The sequence below is a fragment of the Algoriphagus mannitolivorans DSM 15301 genome, from assembly GCF_000429425.1.
Classification (GTDB): domain Bacteria; phylum Bacteroidota; class Bacteroidia; order Cytophagales; family Cyclobacteriaceae; genus Algoriphagus; species Algoriphagus mannitolivorans.
The window spans coordinates 438471-456837 of record NZ_AUBV01000001.1; the positions used below are offsets into that span (position 1 = coordinate 438471).

Genomic DNA, 18367 nt, shown 5'->3' on the forward strand with positions numbered 1-18367 from the left:
GAGGTAGGGGAGATGATTACCCGGTTGATAATGAAAAGATTACTAATTATTATTTTTTTAATTGGTGGTTTGGAACTCCAAGCCCAGAGCTTTTATCGGTATAGATTTGAGGAGCCATGGTCTATATCTGCCGGGATTGGCCCCACCCAATATTTTGGCGAATTGTATTCTTTTTGGAAATACAATGAAGGCATACAGCCAGATTACAATGCCAACTTTGCTTTCAATTACATCTTTGGAACCCACCTTAAAGCCCGAGGAGAATTCACCTATTATCAAATTTCCGGTCAGGATCCCCCTTCCGATCCGAGAGCATTCAGAACTCCAAGAGACCTTCATTTCCGGGCTAGAAACTGGGAGGTAGCCGGAATTGTGGAGTATTACTGGCATCCCATCAAGCTAAACAACATTACGCGCCACCTCTGGAATCCTTATATATTTTTCGGAGTTGGGATGTCTACCAATAATCCACAGGCAAGGCTGGATAAAAACGACAACACCTCCTGGGTAGATCTACGGCCTTATCAACTGGAAAACAATCCCTATGAGAAATACATCATCGTATTCCCAATGGGCCTAGGCTTCAAATACAAGCTCAATGTGTACATGGACTTCAAATTTGAAGGAAATTATAGATATACATTGACCGACTACATGGATGACATTTCGGCCTACAATGTCAGTGAGTTTTATCTTGACCTGGTGGAAGACTATGTAAACGGAACCAACCCTGACAGACTTCGACTGGCCATTCGGAATCCTAGTTTTTTATTGGACAACGGCGAACCGGACGTTCAAAAGATTTTGGATAACAGGGGCAGAATCCGTAGAGGATCAGGACTTACCCATAGATATGACGGATACCTCACCTTCAACGCGGGGGTAGAAATCTTCCTATCCAGAGATATTTTTGATAACTGGATTTTCAGAAATCGTATTTACGAAAAGAGGTTTAGATTCTGGTAAGAAAGAAAAAGAGCCGCCAGAAAAACATTCGGCAGCTCTTATATTACCCTGAAAAATTATTCTCCATTAATGCTGAGTACTCCAAATTCAGATTTGAAAATCAATGTCTCTGTAGTTCCGATCATGTAAGCAGAGCTAGAGACTTTAGGTCTAGCTGCCAGAGAAACAAGATTGATCCCTTTTCTTTCGCAGAATTCCAAGATACCTTCTTCGGCCTCCTTGTGATTATAGATGTGTCTATGAATCACAAATTGCTCATATCCTTTGGCAAAGGCAGCCATTTTCTCATCAGATTCGGAAGAATTGGTGAAGTGTTCAGGAGTATTGACAAAGAGCAAATGAATGGAAGATTTAAAAGCCTTGGCCAGGGGAAGGATCTTTTCAAAGGCTTTCTTTCCGGAATTATCAAATACTGTGGCGAATGCGATTTTACGGAAGGCATTTCCATCCAACTCTTTTTTGATTGCCAATACAGGGCAGTGAGCTTTTCTTAGCACCTTTTGAAGGTTTGAGCCTATGAATTTTCCTTCCTCATATCCTTTGCCATAGGCACCGAGCACCAGAATATCGGCTTTATGTTGATCGGCAACACGGACAATCTGCTCGTGAGGAACTCCAATTTTCACCACAGCCTCAATCGGGGCTTTAGCAGGAGCCACAGACCGGATATATTTAGGAAGGACTTCCAAGGCTTCCTCACGCTCTTCAATCAAGTCAGGGTGCTTGTTTTTTGCCTCTTCAGGCAGCAAGTCCCAATCAATTTCAGAAGGGATCACGGACACGCACAGAATCCTTGCCCCAGTTTTGGTGCTGATTCTTTGGGCTGTTTTCAAAGCTTCAAGTGAATAGCTGGAAAAATCAAATGGAACAACGATGGTTTTCATGGCTTTCAGGGTTTTTGTACATCCCCAAGTTGCCAATAAAATCTAAAAAATAAGGTGTGAAAAATCACCTCAAAAAATGACAAATATTAGGTTTTCAGGACATTACAATACCAAAATCATCTTGACATCACATCGTCCATAGGGGTTGCAACCGACCTCAACCTGCTTGAAACCCAGTTTTTGATACAATCTCAGGGCCGATTCAAGTTTAGTACTGGAATAAAGCTCCATACTGGAAAACCCGAGTTCTTTTGCTTTTTGAATGATGGATTCTCCCAAAATCATCCCTACTCCTTTCCCCTGAGCCGAGGGTTTCACCCCCATTTTGATCATTTCGCAGGAGTTTTCTCCATGAGGAACTAAAGCAACTGTGCCGACAATATCGTCCTCAATTTGTGCAAAAATGATTTCGCCACCCTTGTTTAGAATTGAATCTTCAGGATTTTCAAGTTGAGCCAAATCAAAGGGTTCAAGCGAAAAATATTGGCTCACCCATTCCTTGTTGATTGATTCAAAATGAGGTTTGAGATCCGGACTGAAAGGTATAATTTCTACACTCGCCATTTTTTGGAGAATTTTTCGGCAGGAAAAATACTGAGAATGCCTTAGCTTAGAAGAATAAAAGTAAGGCAAAATGAAAAAAATCTATCTCCTCCCCTTCCTGTTCCTCTGTTTTCTTGCTTTTTCCAAGGTAAAAGCCCAAACCCCTGAGGAAAAATTAAAACAGCTTGGCCTTGAATTGCCTGAAGTCAGCCAGCCTATGGCAAATTATGTGAAGTGGAAGCAGGTGGGTAACCTTCTTTTTTTGGCCGGAAACGGTCCGGATATGTTTGGCAAAGTCGGGGAAGACCTGACTCCTGAGCAGGGCTATGAAGCCGCAAGACTCACCGGTTTAGAAATTATCGCAGTGCTCAAAGCGGCTACTGGTGACCTCAGCCGAATCAAACAATTTGTCAAAGTGCTAGGCATGGTAAATTCAGCTCCTGACTTTACCGGACATCCCAGAGTAATCAATGGCTTTTCAGATCTGATGGTAGAGGTCTTTGGGGAAAAAGGCAAGCATGCACGATCCGCGGTCGGAGTTGCAGCCCTACCAAATAACATCGCGGTAGAGATCGAGGTGATTGTGGAACTGGAGGAGCAGAAGTAGGCAGTTTTCAGCTTTTCAGTCTTAGCACCAGTCTGACCTGTAAGCAGGAAGCATCCTTTTTTCAAAGAAATCCGCTGGTTGCTGCGACTTTTACTGCGCCAATCTGCAGGAACTTAATCAATAGGCAATGGGCAAAAGACAAAAAGTAAAAGCTTTTGGATTTATCGATCTGCGGAAATCTGCGATTTTTTCTGCACCAATCTGCGGGAAATTTAATCTGTGAAAATCTGAAATTTTGATCAGTGAGAATCTGTGGGATAGGAGACAGCATTTGGGGATCAGTCATCAGTCTCAGTAGGCAGTTTTCAGGTTTTCAGTCTTAGCACCAGTCTGACCTGTAAGCAGGGAGCATCCTTTTTTCAAAGAAATCCACTGGTTGCTGCGACTTTTACTGCGCCAATCTGCAGGAACTTAATCAATAGGCAATGGGCAAAAGACAAGAAGTAAAAGCTTTTGGATTTATAGATCTGCGAAAATCTGTGATTTTTTTCTGCACTAATCTGCGGGAAATTTAATCTGTGAAAATCTGAAATTTTGATCCGTGAGAATCTGTGGGATAGGAGACAGCATTTGGGGATCAGTCATTAGTCTCAGTAGGCAGTTTTCAGGTTTTCAGTCTTAGCACCAGTCTGACCTGTAAGCAGGAAGCATCCTTTTTTCAAAGAAATCCGCTGGTTGCTGCGACTTTTACTGCGCCAATCTGCAGGAACTTAATCAATAGGCAATGGGCAAAAGACAAAAAGTAAAAGCTTTTGGATTTATAGATCTGCGGAAATCTGCGATTTTTTCTGCACTAATCTGCGGGAAATTTAATCTGCGAAAATCTGAAATTTTGATCCGTGAGAATCTGTGGGAGATAAATGGATTTAGGCAGTGATTTGACAATTGATCATTTTTTTGGAGGATTGAAAATTACTCAACTCATCGCCAAACGATATTTCCAAACTTCCCGAATCTGACTTGCTTCAACTTCGAAAGGAGAATAGATGGGATTAGCCGAACAAAGCAGCAGTTTCTGGTCGGCCTTGATTTTATTGTAAGCAATTTTAAAAGTCACCCCGTCTTGCTCGGTGACGATGACATAGCGTTCTCCATCTTTGATTGCAGTCCAGTCCTCTACATACTCACAGACTATCCAAGCTCCATCCGGAATAGGCAGCATGGAATCTCCGTCCACTTGAAAAACCCGGTGCTTTTTATCCATAGGAAGGAAAGGCAAGGAAAACCTGGGCAATTCAGAAATAAACTCCGGATCTGAAAATCCCGCCAAATAACTTGCTTTTGCTCGTTGTGATACCACTTCAATGAGCTCCCTTCCCTGTTCATCCACGGTAGTCGCCAAGATCCGAAGCTTTCGGCCCCTCAAAAATTGATCTGTCTCTAAGAGTTCACGAAGCTTATATTCAGTATAGCTTCCTAAGTTTTCCTTAATCAGAATATCCAAAGAGATACTGAAATATTCAGCTATCCTTACCAAAGTATCCAGCGGAGGAGTAATATTCAACTCATATCCGGCGAGTTTGGACCGGGAAATCATCAATCTCTCAGCAAGTTCTTCCTGAGTTAAACTCTTCTTTTTTCTTAAAAACTTAATGTTCGAATGGAGATGCATGAGCCAGTAGAATTAAGACACTTTCAGTCAATCCTTTTTTATTCTATCATCCAAATTTATTCTTTTTGATTAAATTATAAACATATAAATGTTAAAATAATTAACAAAAAGATTATGGAGGGGAGAAGGAGTATCGCACACATGGATTTGGATACGTTTTTCGTATCAGTGGAACGGCTTTTTGACAGCAGGCTCAATGGCAAGCCTATATTAATCGGAGGATCCAGTGACCGGGGAGTCGTGGCTTCCTGCAGCTATGAGGCAAGGAAGTTTGGCGTACACTCGGCCATGCCGATGCGGACGGCGAGGCAGTTATGTCCCGAAGCCATCATCGTGAAAGGGGATTTTGAAAAATACAGCCAAAAATCACACGAGGTCACTGAGATTATCAAGGAATCTGTTCCGCTTTTTGAAAAGTCCTCCATCGATGAGTTTTATATCGATCTGACGGGAATGGACCGCTTTTTCGGTTGCTTCAAGCTCGCCCACGAGCTCCGCCAACGCATCATCAAAGAGAGCGGATTGAACATTTCCATGGGACTGTCGGAAAACAAGACCGTGTCCAAAGTAGCCACTGGCGAAGCCAAACCCAACAATGAAAAGCAGGTGCCCATTGGAGAGGAAAAACCCTTCCTCGCTCCCCTATCTGTGCGCAAAATTCCCATGATCGGAGAAAAAACCTCCCAAACGCTCTATAATATGGGCGTGAAAAAAGTCCAAACGCTACAGCAGATGCCCTCTCAACTGCTGGAGGCAACCTTTGGGAAAAATGGGAAGATGATCTGGGAAAAAGCTAACGGAATCGACAAAAACCCGGTCATCCCCTACTCCGAGGCTAAGTCAGTCTCATCTGAAAACACCTTTGAGCAAGACACCATCGATATCAAGATGCTCGAGGCAACCCTCACCGCCATGACCGAGCAACTTGCCTCTAAACTCAGGCAAAAAGGGCAACTCACCGCCTGCGTGAGTGTGAAGATCCGCTACTCGGACTTTGAGACACACACCATGCAGCAGCGAATTCCTTACACTTCGGCTGATCATACCTTGCTGCCGATTGTGAAGGAGCTATTCAAAAAACTATACAGTCGTCGCCTCCTCATCCGACTTATCGGGGTTCGATTTAGCAGCCTAGTCTATGGAAATTATCAGATCAAGCTCTTCGAAGACAGTCAGGAGCAAATCAACCTCTACCAGGCATTGGATAAATTGAACGTAAAATACGGGGACAAAACCGTCTGCCGAGCCGTAGCAATGAGTGTAGGAAGGCGCAGATTTAATCCCTTTAATGGGATGGAGGTTTGAGAAGTTTGACGTGAAAAGTTTAAAGTTTAAAAAGCCTGTAGCTTTTTGGGGAATGTTGATTTCAGCGAGTCTTATATCCCATCTTTTCCGCTTTTTCTTCGAATCTCAGACTGCCGCATGGGCATGGAGTCTATTTGCCGAAGCAAAAGTTCCATCGGCACTTTTCCTGCCCCCTGGTTTTTAATTCCTCCATCCAAGCCGATTAAAGCCCATGAAGAACCGGTACGAATCTGCTTCCGCAATTCCAAAAATCCGGGGAGATTCAAACTCTCCTCTGAATTAGTCCAATGAAGATTATCTTCAACGAAATGGACCAAAAGCAGCTTTCGTTCCTGAATGTCACTCAGATGTCCTTTCAGAAAATTCTCCTCAAAACCATCCTCCCCAAAACTGATCAAAATGCGTTTTTCCCAGCGAAAATCTTCAGGGGATTTAGGATTAGAAAACAAACCAAAACCAATCAATAAACTGAAAATCAATGCATTCATAAGAATAAAACTCATCTCCCAAGAACTTGTTTAGCGAAAGCTCAAGCTATATTTTTGAAATCCCCAATTTCTCAATGAGCATCTATCTTTTCACTACTCCCCGGCTGGGATTCCGAACCTGGCAATCCTTCGATTTGGAGGACTTCTCCCTGATCAACGCTGATCCAGAAGTCATGAGATTTTTTCAAAAACCCTATTCCAAAGAGGACACACAAGCCATGATGGAGCGGATGCAAAGGATGTTTGAGGACCGGGGATACTGCTATTTCGCTGTCGATCATTTGGAGACCAAGGAATTGATCGGAACCATCGGTTTGGGTTGGAAAACCTTTACCTCAGACTTTACTCCTTGCGTGGATATCGGTTGGAGAATCGGGAAAAAGTGGTGGAATCAAGGACTCAGCAGCGAGGGAGCGAAAGCTTGTCTGGACTTTGCCAAGCAAAAAGAAATCCCGGAAGTAGTCTCCATGGCATCAATAGGCAATTTGGCATCCATTGAGGTCATGAAAAAAATCGGCATGAGCTTTTGGAAAAATTTTGACCATCCTGACCTAAAAGATTTCCCTGAAATCAGCGCCTGTGCCCTTTATCGGATCCAGCTATAAACCGGACTTTAATTCATAATTTCTAATTCATAATTATAAATAAAAAAAGGCCACCCCCTTTCAGAGGCAGCCCATACCAACCTTTACCCAGCTTAGTTGGTACCCAAAAATAACCCCGCTATATCCAAAACCTGATTCATTGACAGTGGCTCATCCCAAGCCTCGGATACAGCACCTGCATCGATTCCAGTCAAGCTGACCACATTTACTCCGGCATGGCTGACATTTTCTTCTCCCGCATAAATCGCCTGAGTAGCTGCTGGCAAACTTCCTATGGAGGCATTGGTAATCCAGCCCTTTTGTGTATCCAGCCCTTTTTTGGTTCTCAGCCTTCTGACCATGGAGGCATGTCTGGCTTCTACCGAATGAATGGACAAAGCCGCCGTCAACACCACATCACTTTCCATCACATTGGCGGCTTGTCCTTTGTAAGCTCTTACTCCGGTATCCTCAAAAGCCTGTGCTAAGGCCAAAAACGTAGGATAATCCGAAAACGGTGCAAATGCACCACCGACGGTGAAATCAAATTTAGGCTCTGCCACCGGAGTACCTTTCAGCACATTGGCAATCACTTCTGTTAAAAACTTAACGTGAGCCAATTCATGATCTCTGATTTTCTGAAAAATCGGACGCTCAGATGCCTGAATCACCCCTGAGTCTAAGCCCAACTGGTAGTATCTGTATTCTAAATGTTCCAAAGTCAAGGCGTAATTCAACACACCAATCAAGGTGGCGGTATCTGCTTTGGCTACATTCGGAAGTGCTGTCAGTATAGAAAGTGGAACTGCTCCTAAAGCAACTTTTTTACTGAAATCTCCAAACTGCCGAAAGGCATCCCTACGGGAATAAAATCGGTCTTTTTCTTCTGCGGTATTGGTATCCGGACAGATGCTGTCCAATAGTTTGATCAAATTCATGTCTTTAATGTTTTGGTGAATGGATTATCTTGGCAGCTGACTAAAGTCAATTTCAGTCTTTACAAAGGCACTTGCTGCAGTCAGCACCTGCTGGAAGTTGAGTGTTCTTTCCAGACCATTGGCATCAATCAGATCATCTCCGGCAAAATCCACGGAATTGGGATTGATCAAATCACGAATCGCCGCGGCATGCCTGGCTTCTACAGACACGATTTTTCCGGCAATCAGCAGAAGGTCTGCACTTTCCAGAAATTGTCCGGCACCATTGTAAGCTGCTACTCCCAAGTCTTCAAAAGTCTTTGCGGCAGCGAGTACAGAATTTCTGTTGCTGAAATCAATACTGCTAAAATCCACTTCCAGATCCCCAATAGCATTGGCTCCCAGAGCAACCTTAAAAAACTCACGATGTGCACGTTCGTGCTTCTCCAGGTCACCGAAAATTATCTTTTCTTCAGCCGATGCATTGGCAAAAAAGCTTCCCATCATCACTTGCGCATAAAACGCCGCCTCCAATTGCTCCAATGCGTAGGCATAATTTAGAATCCCTGTATCTCCAGAGCCTAAACTCACCTTGCCTCCCATATTTGGCATACGGTCCTCATCATTACACCCCATTAGAAGCAATCCAGCTCCTGCTACGGTCAGACCGCTCATTTTGAGAAATTGTCTCCGGGGGTTTTCTGTCTTCAGCCCTTCAGGCTTAAATAATTCATTTTTCATTGGTCTTGTGTTTAGGTTAAAATCCGGTTTAGAATTCCATGGAAATTTGGTCTTGGACCGTATGAAAAAGACTTACGAAGTGTACTTGGGAATTGGATTTTAGGGATTGAAAAAAATCTGATTAAATAAGGTAAAGCCTGAAAGTTTCATCTAATAAATGAAAACCCACTCTTACTCATTGAAATAGATCACTTAATCAATTTTGCTTAGAGTTTAGATTAAAAGAGGGGATTTTATAGGATTAAAAGCACATTCTATGAAAACCTACACCCCTACTCACCAGCGTGCCTTTACCCTTTACCATTTTACCGGAACCACCGAAGAATCCGGGAAAAACATGGAGACCAAAGTCTCAGGCGGAGGCGGAGGCGGAGCAACCTATCAAGGGACAGGCGGCACTGCTCCAGTCACCATCACTTCCAGAACAGTAGTTCACGACCAAGTTTTTTTGATAAACAAAGAGGGAAAAGAAAAATCATTTCAGCTTCAAGATTTTAACCTCGCTGCTCGAAAAGGCAACCAATTGACCGTCTTTTGGGGAATCAAATCAGGAGACCAGACGGGCGAATATTTCGCAGTAAAAAATCACAGCACAGAAGAGGAATTTTACCGGAATGATCTGCTCAAGAAGTTTTTTATCAAGGGTTGGTTGCAAGGGCTTTTAATGCTGATTTCCTCATTCACCCTTTTGATAGGTTTGTTTGGAGACGGTGGATTCCTTTGGATTTTAATAGGAGGCGCTGGTTGGTTCTGGGTTTGGAAAAGATGGAATACAGCCAATCGTGAAATCCAAGCATTTAAGGCCGATATCGCATCATTTTCTGCGGAATAGATTGGATAGGGCTTTAGCTTATTGTCTTTACTATTAAAGGCCAGTTAAACAATTGAAAGCTCAATTTGGAACTTGAATTAGTAGATTTTAAGAAAATGAAACCATCAATAATCTTCTATAAAACTGGCATCTCCCCCCATTTTTTTCTATTTTAAATATTCATTAAGCTGATTATCAGCATATTTTCCCTAAGAAACCCCTTCGAGGGGTGACTTTCTTTTATTCACAATTTCAGTTAACTCAACCCAAAATTATGATGAAGTTTTTAAACCAAACCCAAATGCTAGGGGTGGCAGTCTTGCTGTCTTTTCTCCTATTTTCAGGCTGTCTTTCCGAAGATAGTACTTTGACCGAACCGCTTCAACCAGAAGCCAAGGTGGAGCTTAAGTCTTCCAATCTTTGGCCCAACCCCTTAGAAAATCTAAGGATGGATCCCGGTACTCTGAAAATGTTGGCTGACTTGAGAAAAGCCACCACCAAATATCACGACATCGAAGTTGCCATGGAAGATGGCTATGCCCTAGGATCAGAATGTGTTTCACATCCCGATTTAGGCGGAATGGGCTATCACTTTGTTAATTTCACATGGGTAGATGGGGTTTTTGACCCCACTCAGCCAGAAGCTTTGCTTTATGAAATGGACCATCATGGAAACATGCACCTGGTCGGAGCCGAGTTTGTGATTGTCCAAGCTCCTTGGGATTTTGAAAATGAAATGCCTCCCTACTTTGGAATCCGGGAATTCGATTATGACCCGGCAAATGTCCTACCCTTTCCGAATTACCAACTTCATACTTGGATCTGGAAAGGAAATCCAAAGGGGATTTTCACCAAGTTTAATCCCAACGTTTCCTGTAATTAAGCCTAAAAGCCTTCCAAAATTGGAAGGCTTTTTCAATTCCCTATTTTAGATTTTTTATCTTCAGGACATACAATCATCAAACTCCAAATGAAATTTTCTTTTCTAATCCTTTTCGCTTTTTCTATTCAAATTTCAGCTTTCTCTCAAAGTCCCTCCACCCGAGAAATGGACCGGATCAACTGGATGGAATTTGCGGAATTTATCCCTGAGAAAATCAATACCGTCCTCCTCCCGACAGGCACACTCGAGCCTCATGGAGTCATCAATAACGGCGCCGACAATACCGCTCCTTTTGCCATGGCAAAGGGCATCGCCGAGGACCTGAATGCGATGATCGCACCCACACTGAACTATGGAATTACCGGTTCCATGGCTGCCTATCCCGGTGCTTTTCAAATCAGTGAAGAGGCCTATGCCCCATTTATCAAGGATATTTTAAAAGGACTAGCTAAAAACAAATTCAAAAACATCATCATCCTCAACGGACACGGAGGAGGACAAACTGCCGTTTTGCAGAAAGTAGCCGCAGAGGTGGCGAATGAACTGGGTGTTCGGACTTTGGTGATCAATTGGTGGTCGTATGCCTCGGATGTGACTTTGGAGGTATTCAAGGAAGACGGAGGACATGCCGGATTGAATGAAACGGCTTATATCCAAGCGATTGATCCGACTTTAGTGCATAAAGAAAGATATAACCCGGATCAAGCTACTGCCTATCCTAAGCCTAATACCTGGTCTGCAGTGCCTTTCCCATCCTCCATCGGCTTGTATCAAGAAGGCCAAGGCTATCCCAATTTTGACGAAAAGCAAGCCAAGGAATACTTCGAAAAAGTGAATGCAAAAGTGCTGAAGCTGATTCAGGAGACGATTCGAAAGTGGGATTTGGCCGGTTTATAATCTTCGACATTCGATATTCAGCGTTCGATGTTCTTTATTAAGACTAAGAAATATCGAATATTGAACACTGAATGATGAATACCGAAGTGATCTTGAACAGGATTTAATTCAAAATGACCCTCTTCTCCGACCAAACCTTCCAAAACCTTACTGCTTCAGATTTTCAGATTGGAGAATATGACCATTGCACATTTCTAGGCTGCAATTTTTCCAACTTCAATTTTCATGGAGCCAGTTTTGAGAATTGTTCTTTCAAGGATTGCGACCTAAGCAATGCTAAAGTTTCGGGGGTAAGCTTTCAAAAAGTCAAGTTTGAGCGATGCAAAGTCTTGGGTGTGCACTTCAATTCAGCTAATCCCTTTTTGTTGGAATTCAATTTCCAAAACTGCCAGTTGGACTACTGCAATTTTTTCAATCTCCAACTCAAAAAATCCATCTTCCAAAACTGTCGATTGCTGGAAGTAGACTTTTCTCAAACTGATCTCAGCGGTGCCAGTTTTTCGGGTTCAGATCTCAGCGGAACCGTCTTTGACCGAACGAATCTGGAAAAAGCTGATTTCAGGGAAGCCATTCACTATCGTCTCGATCCCGAAATCAACAAAGTCAAAGGAGCTAGATTTGATCTGGAGGGATTGCCGGGTTTGTTAGGGAAGTGGGGGATTAAGATTGGATAAATGAGCAATTTTCAATGTGCAAACTCAATGATCAATATTCCATGAAATCCCCATGCCTCAAAAGCAAAAAAGTGCCTGCAAGATGAAATTGCAGACACTGAATATAATTAAAGAGCGAGAATTAGAATTCGGCAGGTTTGGGGGAGAATTTGGTAAGAATCGTTCTTTCTTAATTCATTCCAAAAGGCATACCCATTCGGCTCAAATTTATCCCAATTCCCAAACCCCACCATCTTTTTCCATGGTAAACATAACTTCTTCCAACGTTGTCTAAACCAAAATCCCATCCAAAAGGAACAAAAGAAAAATTAACATTATTATAAGAATAATTAACATTGACTCCAGATGAGAAAAATACTTGGGTTACATCCTTAAAATCATTCTCATTTTCCATATTTATGTTATCCTTTGTTAGAGGAATGGCAGTAAATCCAAGCAACCCTCCAATTGAAAACCTATGAGTACTTGATGTTCCAAATGAAAAATACCTATCTCTAGTTAAGTTTAAAAAATTCACTCCTAAATAGATGTTTTTGATATCGATTCCACCCTCCATAGGTCTATCTACATTTTTTGCTAATTCCTTATTCGAATAAGAAAGATCTGGTCTTAATTTAATGGGAACTGAAAGAATTGAAAACTTTGGTGAATAAAACTTTGGGCTATAATCTTCCTTAATTACATCATCTTTATTTACAGTCACATCAAAAATCGAATAATTATCACCTTCCCATCCTTCAAATTTCCAAATACCTCTACCCTCAACAAACTTCGAATTCGCAATTAAAAATTGATCACTATCTAGTATTTTTTGAAATTCCGATTTACTTATTTTAGTTTGTGAGTATGAAAATTTACCAGAAATCAGAAACATCAATATGCAGGCAAGAAACAAATTACTTATTTTTTTCATTTTAAATTTCGTTTTATTAAGTCCGTTTACAAAAATTAAATTTCACCCTAACTAGATTTATATTTTTATCAAACTCATACATTAAAATACAACAAAGAAATTTTTAATCTTTCTTATCGCTTTAATTTAAAATCATTTTAATTTTATTTTAAAATAATTAAGCATTCAATCATAAATTAGATTCTGGCAACATTCTATTAGAATTTGGTCATTTTTTTCCTTATTCATCACAAAAATCCAAAACTGATACAGATTGCGCAGTTTCCAAACTTGGTGAATGATCTCGGCGTGAGCGATCAGATCGATAAAAAACGTCACGAAGGATTAGAAAAAAATCCCGGAGAGGATCTAAAAACTAGGGTTATCAAACTCAATGGTCAATTATTAAACCCAATTTTCAAGGTTCAATGAGTACTGCCAATTAAGCTTGATCCATGGTCATTGATAATTGTCAATTGGTCATTGATAATTGAGAATTGGCAATTCTCATAAGCCCCACCACAAAAAACACATACTGGATCATGTTCAGAAGTGTCCGGAATTTCCAGAGTTCCGGACCGATGGCGGTATAGGTAAGCATATCGATAAAAAAGACTGAAAAGCTGTAAAAGAATATTCCGGATAAGATCCAAAACCAGGGATCTCGCATGATTTCCCCATTTTTCTCTGCCAAACCGAGTAAGGCAAAAGCCATTAAAAATGCATTAAGCACCAACACCCCGGAGACAATAAATGAAGTATAAATATCCATGGGATTACCAAAACCGAAACGGATAACCCCCTCTATCAAAAAGAGAATTGATATTCCTATCCAAAGTACCCTTTTCCAAAAGGTGTTTCTCTTTGTCTCTAGAAACTCAAAAACTACCCAGATAAAAAATAAGGCTTCAAACCAAAGGTAGAAGTACAGCAAATACGCATGGTAATTCCCGATTTCTAGATTTTCTAATATCCCATAAACCAGCCAGCCAAACCCATCTGTAATTACCCCAAATAGCAGAAATACAAAAAACAGGCGGATCTTTTGATCGCCTGTTTTCCAACGCATTCCTGCCAAGATCATAGGAATCCAAATAGCAAAAGTGGAGATTTCTTGAATGGGAAGTTGATTCAGCATAGAAATCAGGAATTCGGTGGAGGTGGCCAAGACTTTTGGAGTAACTGAACATCATTAAAAAAACGATTTGATACAGTTACAACCTCCGTATTTTTCCCTTTTTCATCTACTGGGACTAAAATTAGCCTAAGAAACTTTCCTTTCGAGGTTTCTTCAAAACCCAAATAATATCTCAGAAAGGCTACTTCTCCCTGGGTTACAAAATACTTTAGAAAGGATTTAACTTGAGGTTGATCTTCAATGAAATCTGAAAAATAAGCCATTCCATATTTATGATTCTCCTTATAGAATGAATTCTGTAAAAAATTCGCATTGTAACCTTGCATATTTGATTTAGATATAATTCTATCCAAAATTGGAACCGGTCTTTTGTCGTTCCTCAAAAATCTCTCAAAGTCTCTTCGTATAGGTAAGGAGAAATTAAATTCAAGCCCAGGACAGACAAAGATATCAGCGCTAGGCTTATAAGTACTTACTGAATTTTCGTCGTATAAAAAATTAAATTTCGGCTCAACTCCGACAAAACATTGTCCATCAGGTTGGTTTGGATCTAAACCGTACCAAAACATTAATCCAGAAAACCCTGGTAAATTTGCCCAATACCAAAAGTTTGAAATAGTAAAAGTTCCACCACATAAGTATTGTTTTTTATTGGGTGGATATTTTGTGTCCGGCAGGTTCCCCATGTATTGTCCTGCTTTTTGGTAAGAAACAAAATCAGATAACATCATTTTTTTCATAGTTCTTAAATTAGATGTAAACCCGGAAAAAATACCTCCGGAAAATTGCTTAATCACCCCAATAAGTTTTCCTTGGTCCGGTGGGAAGTCAAATCACCCTTATTCTTTTTCCCTTTGTGAAAAGTCTCTTCAAGCTGACTTTTCTTCCTTTCCAATAAAACCATAAATCAGATTTCGGTGAATCTGAACCAGATTTTGGCAAATCCTATTTTCCCACTATCCTAACCAAGTTTGAAAATCCTCAAGCCCCCTTAGAAAGTGAGACTTGGATCAGTTTCCAAACCAGATTAGTCATACCAATGCATGATTTCTTATCATTCAAAAACTTTTCACTTTCTCCAAAAACTCCTCCTTTCTTCTCCTCGATACATCCACTGTGCTTCCGTCACTGAGCTTTACCTGTCCGCCTTCTCCCTTTAAATACTCCGTAACCTCTTCCATATTGATCAGGTGAGAATTGTGCACCCGGAAAAAACCATAGCTTTCCAGCATACTTTCTACCTCTTTGAGAGTGCGGGACACCAAAATTTTCCGCTTGTCCTTCAAGAAAAAGGTGGTGTAGGTATTGTCTGACTCACAGCGGATAACTTCTTTAATTTCTACAAACAAGTAGCCATGTAGAGTAGGCAAAGCGATTTTGACTTTCTCTTTGGGAGCCTTAAGATTCTGAAGCAAAGACTGAATTTGAGCGACCTGACTTTCTTTTTTCTCCAAAAACCGTCCGATTGCTGCCTGAAAATCCGCTGGATCCAGAGGCTTGAGCAGGTAATCCACTGCAGCTAATCGAAAGGCCTGAATGGCAAAATCCTGAAAAGAAGTGATGAAGATCAAGTCGAAATCGATCTTTTTCAAATTGAGTAACCAGTCGAAAATAGTCCCTCCAGGTAGCATCACATCACAAAAAACCAACTCCGGTTTCAAGGATTGACAAATCTGATCAGCTTCCGCTAGACTTCCAGCTTCTCCGACAACTTCAAATTCCGAATACCCAGTCACCAAAGTCTTCAATTGCTCCCTGGCCTTGGATTCGTCTTCAATTAATATTACTCGATATTTCTTGCTCATTCTTCTTCCATGGGGATTTTTAAGGTCACTACCCTTCCTCCTGACTCGCTTTCTTCTAGTTCAAATCCAGCCTTCAGGCCTCTTAATTCTGTCAAATTCTTGAATCGCTCCTCCATCAACTGCACGCCCAAACTACTTTTTTTGACCAGTTTGCTGAGGTCATATTCCGGTTTTTCAATCCGTGCTTGCCCTTCATCGCTGATTTTACAGATTAAATGGGTTCCTCCATTGGGTTGGAATTCCATTTGGATCCTGCCCTCCTGACTGAGCCCATGCCAAACGGCATTTTCTAAAAAAGGTTGAATTAACATTGGGGGAATAAAAATCCGGTCTGGATTAGCTATGTTTTGACATTTAAATTCGAACTGAAAAGCTTGGTTTAGTCGCAGCTGCTCCAATTGCAGGTAAATGGAATTTGCCTCTAATTCCTCTTCCAAAGTCACCCAGTTTTTCGAGGAACTCTCTAATACATAGCGAATCAGTTTTGAAAACTTGATCAAGTATTCACTAGCTAGTTTGGGTTCCTGTGTTTGGATAAAATGATGAATGGAATTGAGGCAATTGAAAATAAAATGAGGGTTGATTTGGGCTCTTAGGGCTTTCAATTCCCCTTCTGCTTTGCTCAATCGAAGTTCGGTTTCTTTTCTTCGAACATCCGCTTCTCTTCTGGACCGGTAAATCACAAAAATGATAAAAGCGAAGGCTAAAACCACTGGAATCAGACCTAAGACCAAAGCTTGGGACACATCCACAGAAGCCTGTGCTGATTCTTCCAATGAATCCGACAGATTATTTTCCTGAATTAATCCCAATAAAAATTGAATCATAAAAATGGTTAGGGTAGAATGGCACAATAAGATATTGAATATCAATCAAGTTTAACAATACTTCAACTTGATATTTCTGACTATGAAAAAATTTATATGAAAAAAGAAAAAGGCTGAGTTTCAAAACCCAGCCTTTTGGCGTAATCAATATTGAGTTCTTATTCAATCTTTGCCTGTAGTGGAAAGATTTGAATCTAATCTTGCTGAAGAAACTGATGGCAAGAGTCTCGCAGTTTGCAAATTAGAAATAGGAGTGGTATTGATAGCGGCAACACCTGCTAATAGTAGGGAGTTTCCTGTATCAAAGAATAATGGAAAATCATTGGGCCCTGGAACGATCACCGAGGCACAGGCCACTGTTAAACCTGTCATCCCATTAGTAATCTGATTGGGTCTGAGGGAGGTATTTGGAAGCAAGGTGTAATTACAATCCACAGCATTGCCGACATTTCTTAACTCTGCGCCAAGATTTATGAGAAGGTTATTTTCCACCTGGATTCCTTGGGAGGTATAGAATTCCAGATATTCACCTACAAAGATTATCCTTCCGCCTTCCTCGGCAAATTGTTTAAGAGAGTTTACTTCCTCAAGGGTATAATTTACCAAAGGCAGGATAAGAAATAAAACCTTTACTTCTGGATCTATCCCGATTATAGAGTTGGTGGGAGAGGAAATAGTTTGAACTGAGTAACCTTCTCCTTCAATTACCTCTTTGAATCTAGTAAACTCACTGCAAAAGAAAGGGTATCTGGAGTTTTTCCCACAGTCCAACCAAACTTTTTTAGCGGTAGAACGAAGGCCGGTGGAGGTGTAATTGACTAAATTTCTTAGCATGACTACATTATTCACGTCGGACTCCAGGGCAAAATTATCGAAGATGTTTACGTCATTGAAAACCACAATATCCCTACCCGGAGGAGGTGGGGTGTCACCTCTTTCTACAGCAATTGATGCACTTGCCGTCAAATAGGAATAAGATGCCCAAATATTGGTCTGGCCTTCTTCTACACCCATCGCTACTCCATCTTGGGATATAGTCGCTACTGATTCGTTTTCTGATGCCCAATAGATACTTAAACCATTTATCTCCTGACCATGCAAGTCCAAAACTTTCGCCTGAAACTCAATTTCATCTCCAACTTTAATTATTGCTTCCTCGGGATCAATTTCCATTGAACTGGCAATATTTTTTTCAATCCTGAATTTGATGGGAACAGTCTGATTTATAACTGCTTTAATTAATCCAGCCCCAACTTTTTGATTTGATTTCTGAACAATGAAAAAATCTGCGTATCCAAGAACCATATCTCCTACTCTTACCCGAATGCGGAAGTGTTTATTCGCCGACTCTCCAAAACTCCCAATATTCCAATTGAATTGATATTGCTGGTCAATTTCATTCAGCAGGATAGAAGAAACCGAGTTGCCCAATTCCACCGTTCCCAATATTTGTGTAAAATCTTTATCAACACCTATTTCTAATACTGGGCTAAGATTTGGATCAAATTCACCAATAAAGGATGGTTCCTTTACGATTGGAGGCAAGAAATAAAACCCTTCAATACCTCCATGGGCTCCATCCCAAACTCCAAAGGCATCATCTTGAAGTTTTGAAGCTATATCTTGATTTGGAGTATTTTGCCACATCAATACCTCTGCACAGGAGGACAAAATGACCAAAACGAATAAGTAGAAAACCTTTTTTGATTTTCCTAGAAAGCTTCTTCCCAGAAACTGATTTCTGGTTTTGACATTAAAATTTTTCATGAGATTAGAATTTAAAAGTTAGTATA

20 protein-coding genes are annotated in these 18367 nt (G+C 40.9%); 8 read left to right on the forward strand and 12 right to left on the reverse strand.

All coding sequences use genetic code 11. From position 1 onward, the window contains the following. Positions 1 to 30: 30 nt before the first annotated feature. Positions 31 to 966, forward strand: a complete 936-nt coding sequence (locus G458_RS0101995) for a hypothetical protein (protein WP_026950427.1) — start codon at positions 31 to 33, stop codon at positions 964 to 966. Positions 967 to 1022: 56 nt separating this feature from the next. Here the strand turns inward: G458_RS0101995 and G458_RS0102000 are convergent, their stop codons facing one another. Together G458_RS0102000 and G458_RS0102005 are read right to left on the reverse strand one after the other, a co-directional pair. Next, positions 1023 to 1850, reverse strand: coding sequence for a universal stress protein (locus tag G458_RS0102000; protein WP_026950428.1), 828 nt, complete (start codon positions 1848 to 1850; stop codon positions 1023 to 1025). Positions 1851 to 1952: 102 nt separating this feature from the next. Next, the gene (locus G458_RS0102005; protein ID WP_026950429.1) at positions 1953 to 2414 is read right to left on the reverse strand and encodes a GNAT family N-acetyltransferase; all 462 of its coding nucleotides are present in this window, start codon (positions 2412 to 2414) and stop codon (positions 1953 to 1955) included. Between the two features lie 70 nt (positions 2415 to 2484). On the opposite strand from G458_RS0102005, the gene G458_RS0102010 reads away from it, so the two are divergent. Continuing rightward, positions 2485 to 3000, forward strand: coding sequence for a RidA family protein (locus G458_RS0102010; RefSeq protein ID WP_026950430.1), 516 nt, complete (start codon positions 2485 to 2487; stop codon positions 2998 to 3000). A gap of 916 nt (positions 3001 to 3916) precedes the next feature. On the opposite strand, the gene G458_RS0102025 is transcribed toward G458_RS0102010, so the two are convergent. Then, positions 3917 to 4612, reverse strand: coding sequence for an XRE family transcriptional regulator (locus G458_RS0102025; RefSeq protein WP_026950432.1), 696 nt, complete (start codon positions 4610 to 4612; stop codon positions 3917 to 3919). Between the two features lie 114 nt (positions 4613 to 4726). Between G458_RS0102025 and dinB the strand changes: the two genes are divergently transcribed. Then, positions 4727 to 5917, forward strand: a complete 1191-nt coding sequence (dinB, locus tag G458_RS0102030; RefSeq protein WP_026950433.1) for a DNA polymerase IV — start codon at positions 4727 to 4729, stop codon at positions 5915 to 5917. A 71-nt stretch (positions 5918 to 5988) separates the two neighbouring features. Here the strand turns inward: dinB and G458_RS20025 are convergent, their stop codons facing one another. Next, complete coding sequence (locus tag G458_RS20025; RefSeq protein ID WP_084438800.1) at positions 5989 to 6420, reverse strand: DUF4174 domain-containing protein; 432 nt, start codon at positions 6418 to 6420, stop codon at positions 5989 to 5991. A 59-nt stretch (positions 6421 to 6479) separates the two neighbouring features. Here G458_RS20025 and G458_RS0102040 point away from each other — a divergent pair, with 59 nt between their 5' ends. Continuing rightward, the gene (locus G458_RS0102040; RefSeq protein ID WP_026950434.1) at positions 6480 to 7010 is read left to right on the forward strand and encodes a GNAT family N-acetyltransferase; all 531 of its coding nucleotides are present in this window, start codon (positions 6480 to 6482) and stop codon (positions 7008 to 7010) included. A gap of 92 nt (positions 7011 to 7102) precedes the next feature. Here the strand turns inward: G458_RS0102040 and G458_RS0102045 are convergent, their stop codons facing one another. Both G458_RS0102045 and G458_RS0102050 read right to left on the reverse strand, forming a co-directional pair. Continuing rightward, positions 7103 to 7927 (reverse strand): ferritin-like domain-containing protein, encoded by an 825-nt coding sequence (locus tag G458_RS0102045; RefSeq protein ID WP_026950435.1) that lies wholly within the window; start codon positions 7925 to 7927, stop codon positions 7103 to 7105. A 24-nt stretch (positions 7928 to 7951) separates the two neighbouring features. Continuing rightward, positions 7952 to 8647, reverse strand: a complete 696-nt coding sequence (locus G458_RS0102050) for a ferritin-like domain-containing protein (RefSeq protein WP_026950436.1) — start codon at positions 8645 to 8647, stop codon at positions 7952 to 7954. A gap of 256 nt (positions 8648 to 8903) precedes the next feature. Here G458_RS0102050 and G458_RS21280 point away from each other — a divergent pair, with 256 nt between their 5' ends. From G458_RS21280 to G458_RS0102070, 4 genes are all read left to right on the forward strand, one after another. Continuing rightward, positions 8904 to 9479 carry a hypothetical protein gene (locus tag G458_RS21280; RefSeq protein ID WP_051286961.1) on the forward strand — a complete coding sequence of 192 codons (576 nt, stop codon included), beginning with the start codon at positions 8904 to 8906 and terminating at the stop codon, positions 9477 to 9479. A 253-nt stretch (positions 9480 to 9732) separates the two neighbouring features. Further along, positions 9733 to 10341: a hypothetical protein gene (locus G458_RS0102060; RefSeq protein ID WP_051286963.1), complete on the forward strand. Its 609-nt coding sequence runs from the start codon at positions 9733 to 9735 to the stop codon at positions 10339 to 10341. An 87-nt stretch (positions 10342 to 10428) separates the two neighbouring features. After that, on the forward strand, positions 10429 to 11238 hold the full coding sequence (locus tag G458_RS0102065) for a creatininase family protein (protein WP_035467558.1): 810 nt from the start codon (positions 10429 to 10431) through the stop codon (positions 11236 to 11238). Between the two features lie 113 nt (positions 11239 to 11351). Continuing rightward, positions 11352 to 11912 (forward strand): pentapeptide repeat-containing protein, encoded by a 561-nt coding sequence (locus tag G458_RS0102070; protein WP_026950439.1) that lies wholly within the window; start codon positions 11352 to 11354, stop codon positions 11910 to 11912. A 169-nt stretch (positions 11913 to 12081) separates the two neighbouring features. On the opposite strand, the gene G458_RS0102075 is transcribed toward G458_RS0102070, so the two are convergent. From G458_RS0102075 to G458_RS21285, 6 genes are all read right to left on the reverse strand, one after another. Then, positions 12082 to 12825, reverse strand: a complete 744-nt coding sequence (locus tag G458_RS0102075; protein ID WP_157359659.1) for a hypothetical protein — start codon at positions 12823 to 12825, stop codon at positions 12082 to 12084. Positions 12826 to 13276: 451 nt separating this feature from the next. Next, positions 13277 to 13942 (reverse strand): hypothetical protein, encoded by a 666-nt coding sequence (locus G458_RS0102085; protein ID WP_026950442.1) that lies wholly within the window; start codon positions 13940 to 13942, stop codon positions 13277 to 13279. Positions 13943 to 13947: 5 nt separating this feature from the next. After that, positions 13948 to 14739 carry a hypothetical protein gene (locus G458_RS0102090; RefSeq protein ID WP_026950443.1) on the reverse strand — a complete coding sequence of 264 codons (792 nt, stop codon included), beginning with the start codon at positions 14737 to 14739 and terminating at the stop codon, positions 13948 to 13950. 261 nt (positions 14740 to 15000) lie between these two features. Continuing rightward, complete coding sequence (locus G458_RS0102100; protein WP_026950444.1) at positions 15001 to 15747, reverse strand: LytR/AlgR family response regulator transcription factor; 747 nt, start codon at positions 15745 to 15747, stop codon at positions 15001 to 15003. After that, complete coding sequence (locus G458_RS0102105) at positions 15744 to 16574, reverse strand: sensor histidine kinase (RefSeq protein WP_026950445.1); 831 nt, start codon at positions 16572 to 16574, stop codon at positions 15744 to 15746. Before G458_RS0102105 ends, G458_RS0102100 begins: the two co-directional genes overlap by 4 nt. A gap of 162 nt (positions 16575 to 16736) precedes the next feature. After that, positions 16737 to 18341, reverse strand: a complete 1605-nt coding sequence (locus G458_RS21285) for an Ig-like domain-containing protein (RefSeq protein WP_051286965.1) — start codon at positions 18339 to 18341, stop codon at positions 16737 to 16739. Positions 18342 to 18367 lie beyond the last annotated feature (26 nt).

Excerpts from the sequence above, each read along its gene's own strand:
- G458_RS0101995 (WP_026950427.1), top strand. The coding sequence starts at position 31 with ATGAAAAGATTACTAATTATTATTTTTTTAATTGGTGGTTTGGAACTC.
- G458_RS0102000 (WP_026950428.1), bottom strand. The coding sequence starts at position 1,850 with ATGAAAACCATCGTTGTTCCATTTGATTTTTCCAGCTATTCACTTGAA.
- G458_RS0102005 (WP_026950429.1), bottom strand. The coding sequence starts at position 2,414 with ATGGCGAGTGTAGAAATTATACCTTTCAGTCCGGATCTCAAACCTCAT.
- G458_RS0102010 (WP_026950430.1), top strand. The coding sequence starts at position 2,485 with ATGAAAAAAATCTATCTCCTCCCCTTCCTGTTCCTCTGTTTTCTTGCT.
- G458_RS0102025 (WP_026950432.1), bottom strand. The coding sequence starts at position 4,612 with ATGCATCTCCATTCGAACATTAAGTTTTTAAGAAAAAAGAAGAGTTTA.
- dinB (WP_026950433.1), top strand. The coding sequence starts at position 4,727 with ATGGAGGGGAGAAGGAGTATCGCACACATGGATTTGGATACGTTTTTC.
- G458_RS20025 (WP_084438800.1), bottom strand. The coding sequence starts at position 6,420 with ATGAGTTTTATTCTTATGAATGCATTGATTTTCAGTTTATTGATTGGT.
- G458_RS0102040 (WP_026950434.1), top strand. The coding sequence starts at position 6,480 with ATGAGCATCTATCTTTTCACTACTCCCCGGCTGGGATTCCGAACCTGG.
- G458_RS0102045 (WP_026950435.1), bottom strand. The coding sequence starts at position 7,927 with ATGAATTTGATCAAACTATTGGACAGCATCTGTCCGGATACCAATACC.
- G458_RS0102050 (WP_026950436.1), bottom strand. The coding sequence starts at position 8,647 with ATGAAAAATGAATTATTTAAGCCTGAAGGGCTGAAGACAGAAAACCCC.
- G458_RS21280 (WP_051286961.1), top strand. The coding sequence starts at position 8,904 with ATGAAAACCTACACCCCTACTCACCAGCGTGCCTTTACCCTTTACCAT.
- G458_RS0102060 (WP_051286963.1), top strand. The coding sequence starts at position 9,733 with ATGATGAAGTTTTTAAACCAAACCCAAATGCTAGGGGTGGCAGTCTTG.
- G458_RS0102065 (WP_035467558.1), top strand. The coding sequence starts at position 10,429 with ATGAAATTTTCTTTTCTAATCCTTTTCGCTTTTTCTATTCAAATTTCA.
- G458_RS0102070 (WP_026950439.1), top strand. The coding sequence starts at position 11,352 with ATGACCCTCTTCTCCGACCAAACCTTCCAAAACCTTACTGCTTCAGAT.
- G458_RS0102075 (WP_157359659.1), bottom strand. The coding sequence starts at position 12,825 with ATGAAAAAAATAAGTAATTTGTTTCTTGCCTGCATATTGATGTTTCTG.
- G458_RS0102085 (WP_026950442.1), bottom strand. The coding sequence starts at position 13,942 with ATGCTGAATCAACTTCCCATTCAAGAAATCTCCACTTTTGCTATTTGG.
- G458_RS0102100 (WP_026950444.1), bottom strand. The coding sequence starts at position 15,747 with ATGAGCAAGAAATATCGAGTAATATTAATTGAAGACGAATCCAAGGCC.
- G458_RS0102105 (WP_026950445.1), bottom strand. The coding sequence starts at position 16,574 with ATGATTCAATTTTTATTGGGATTAATTCAGGAAAATAATCTGTCGGAT.
- G458_RS21285 (WP_051286965.1), bottom strand. The coding sequence starts at position 18,341 with ATGAAAAATTTTAATGTCAAAACCAGAAATCAGTTTCTGGGAAGAAGC.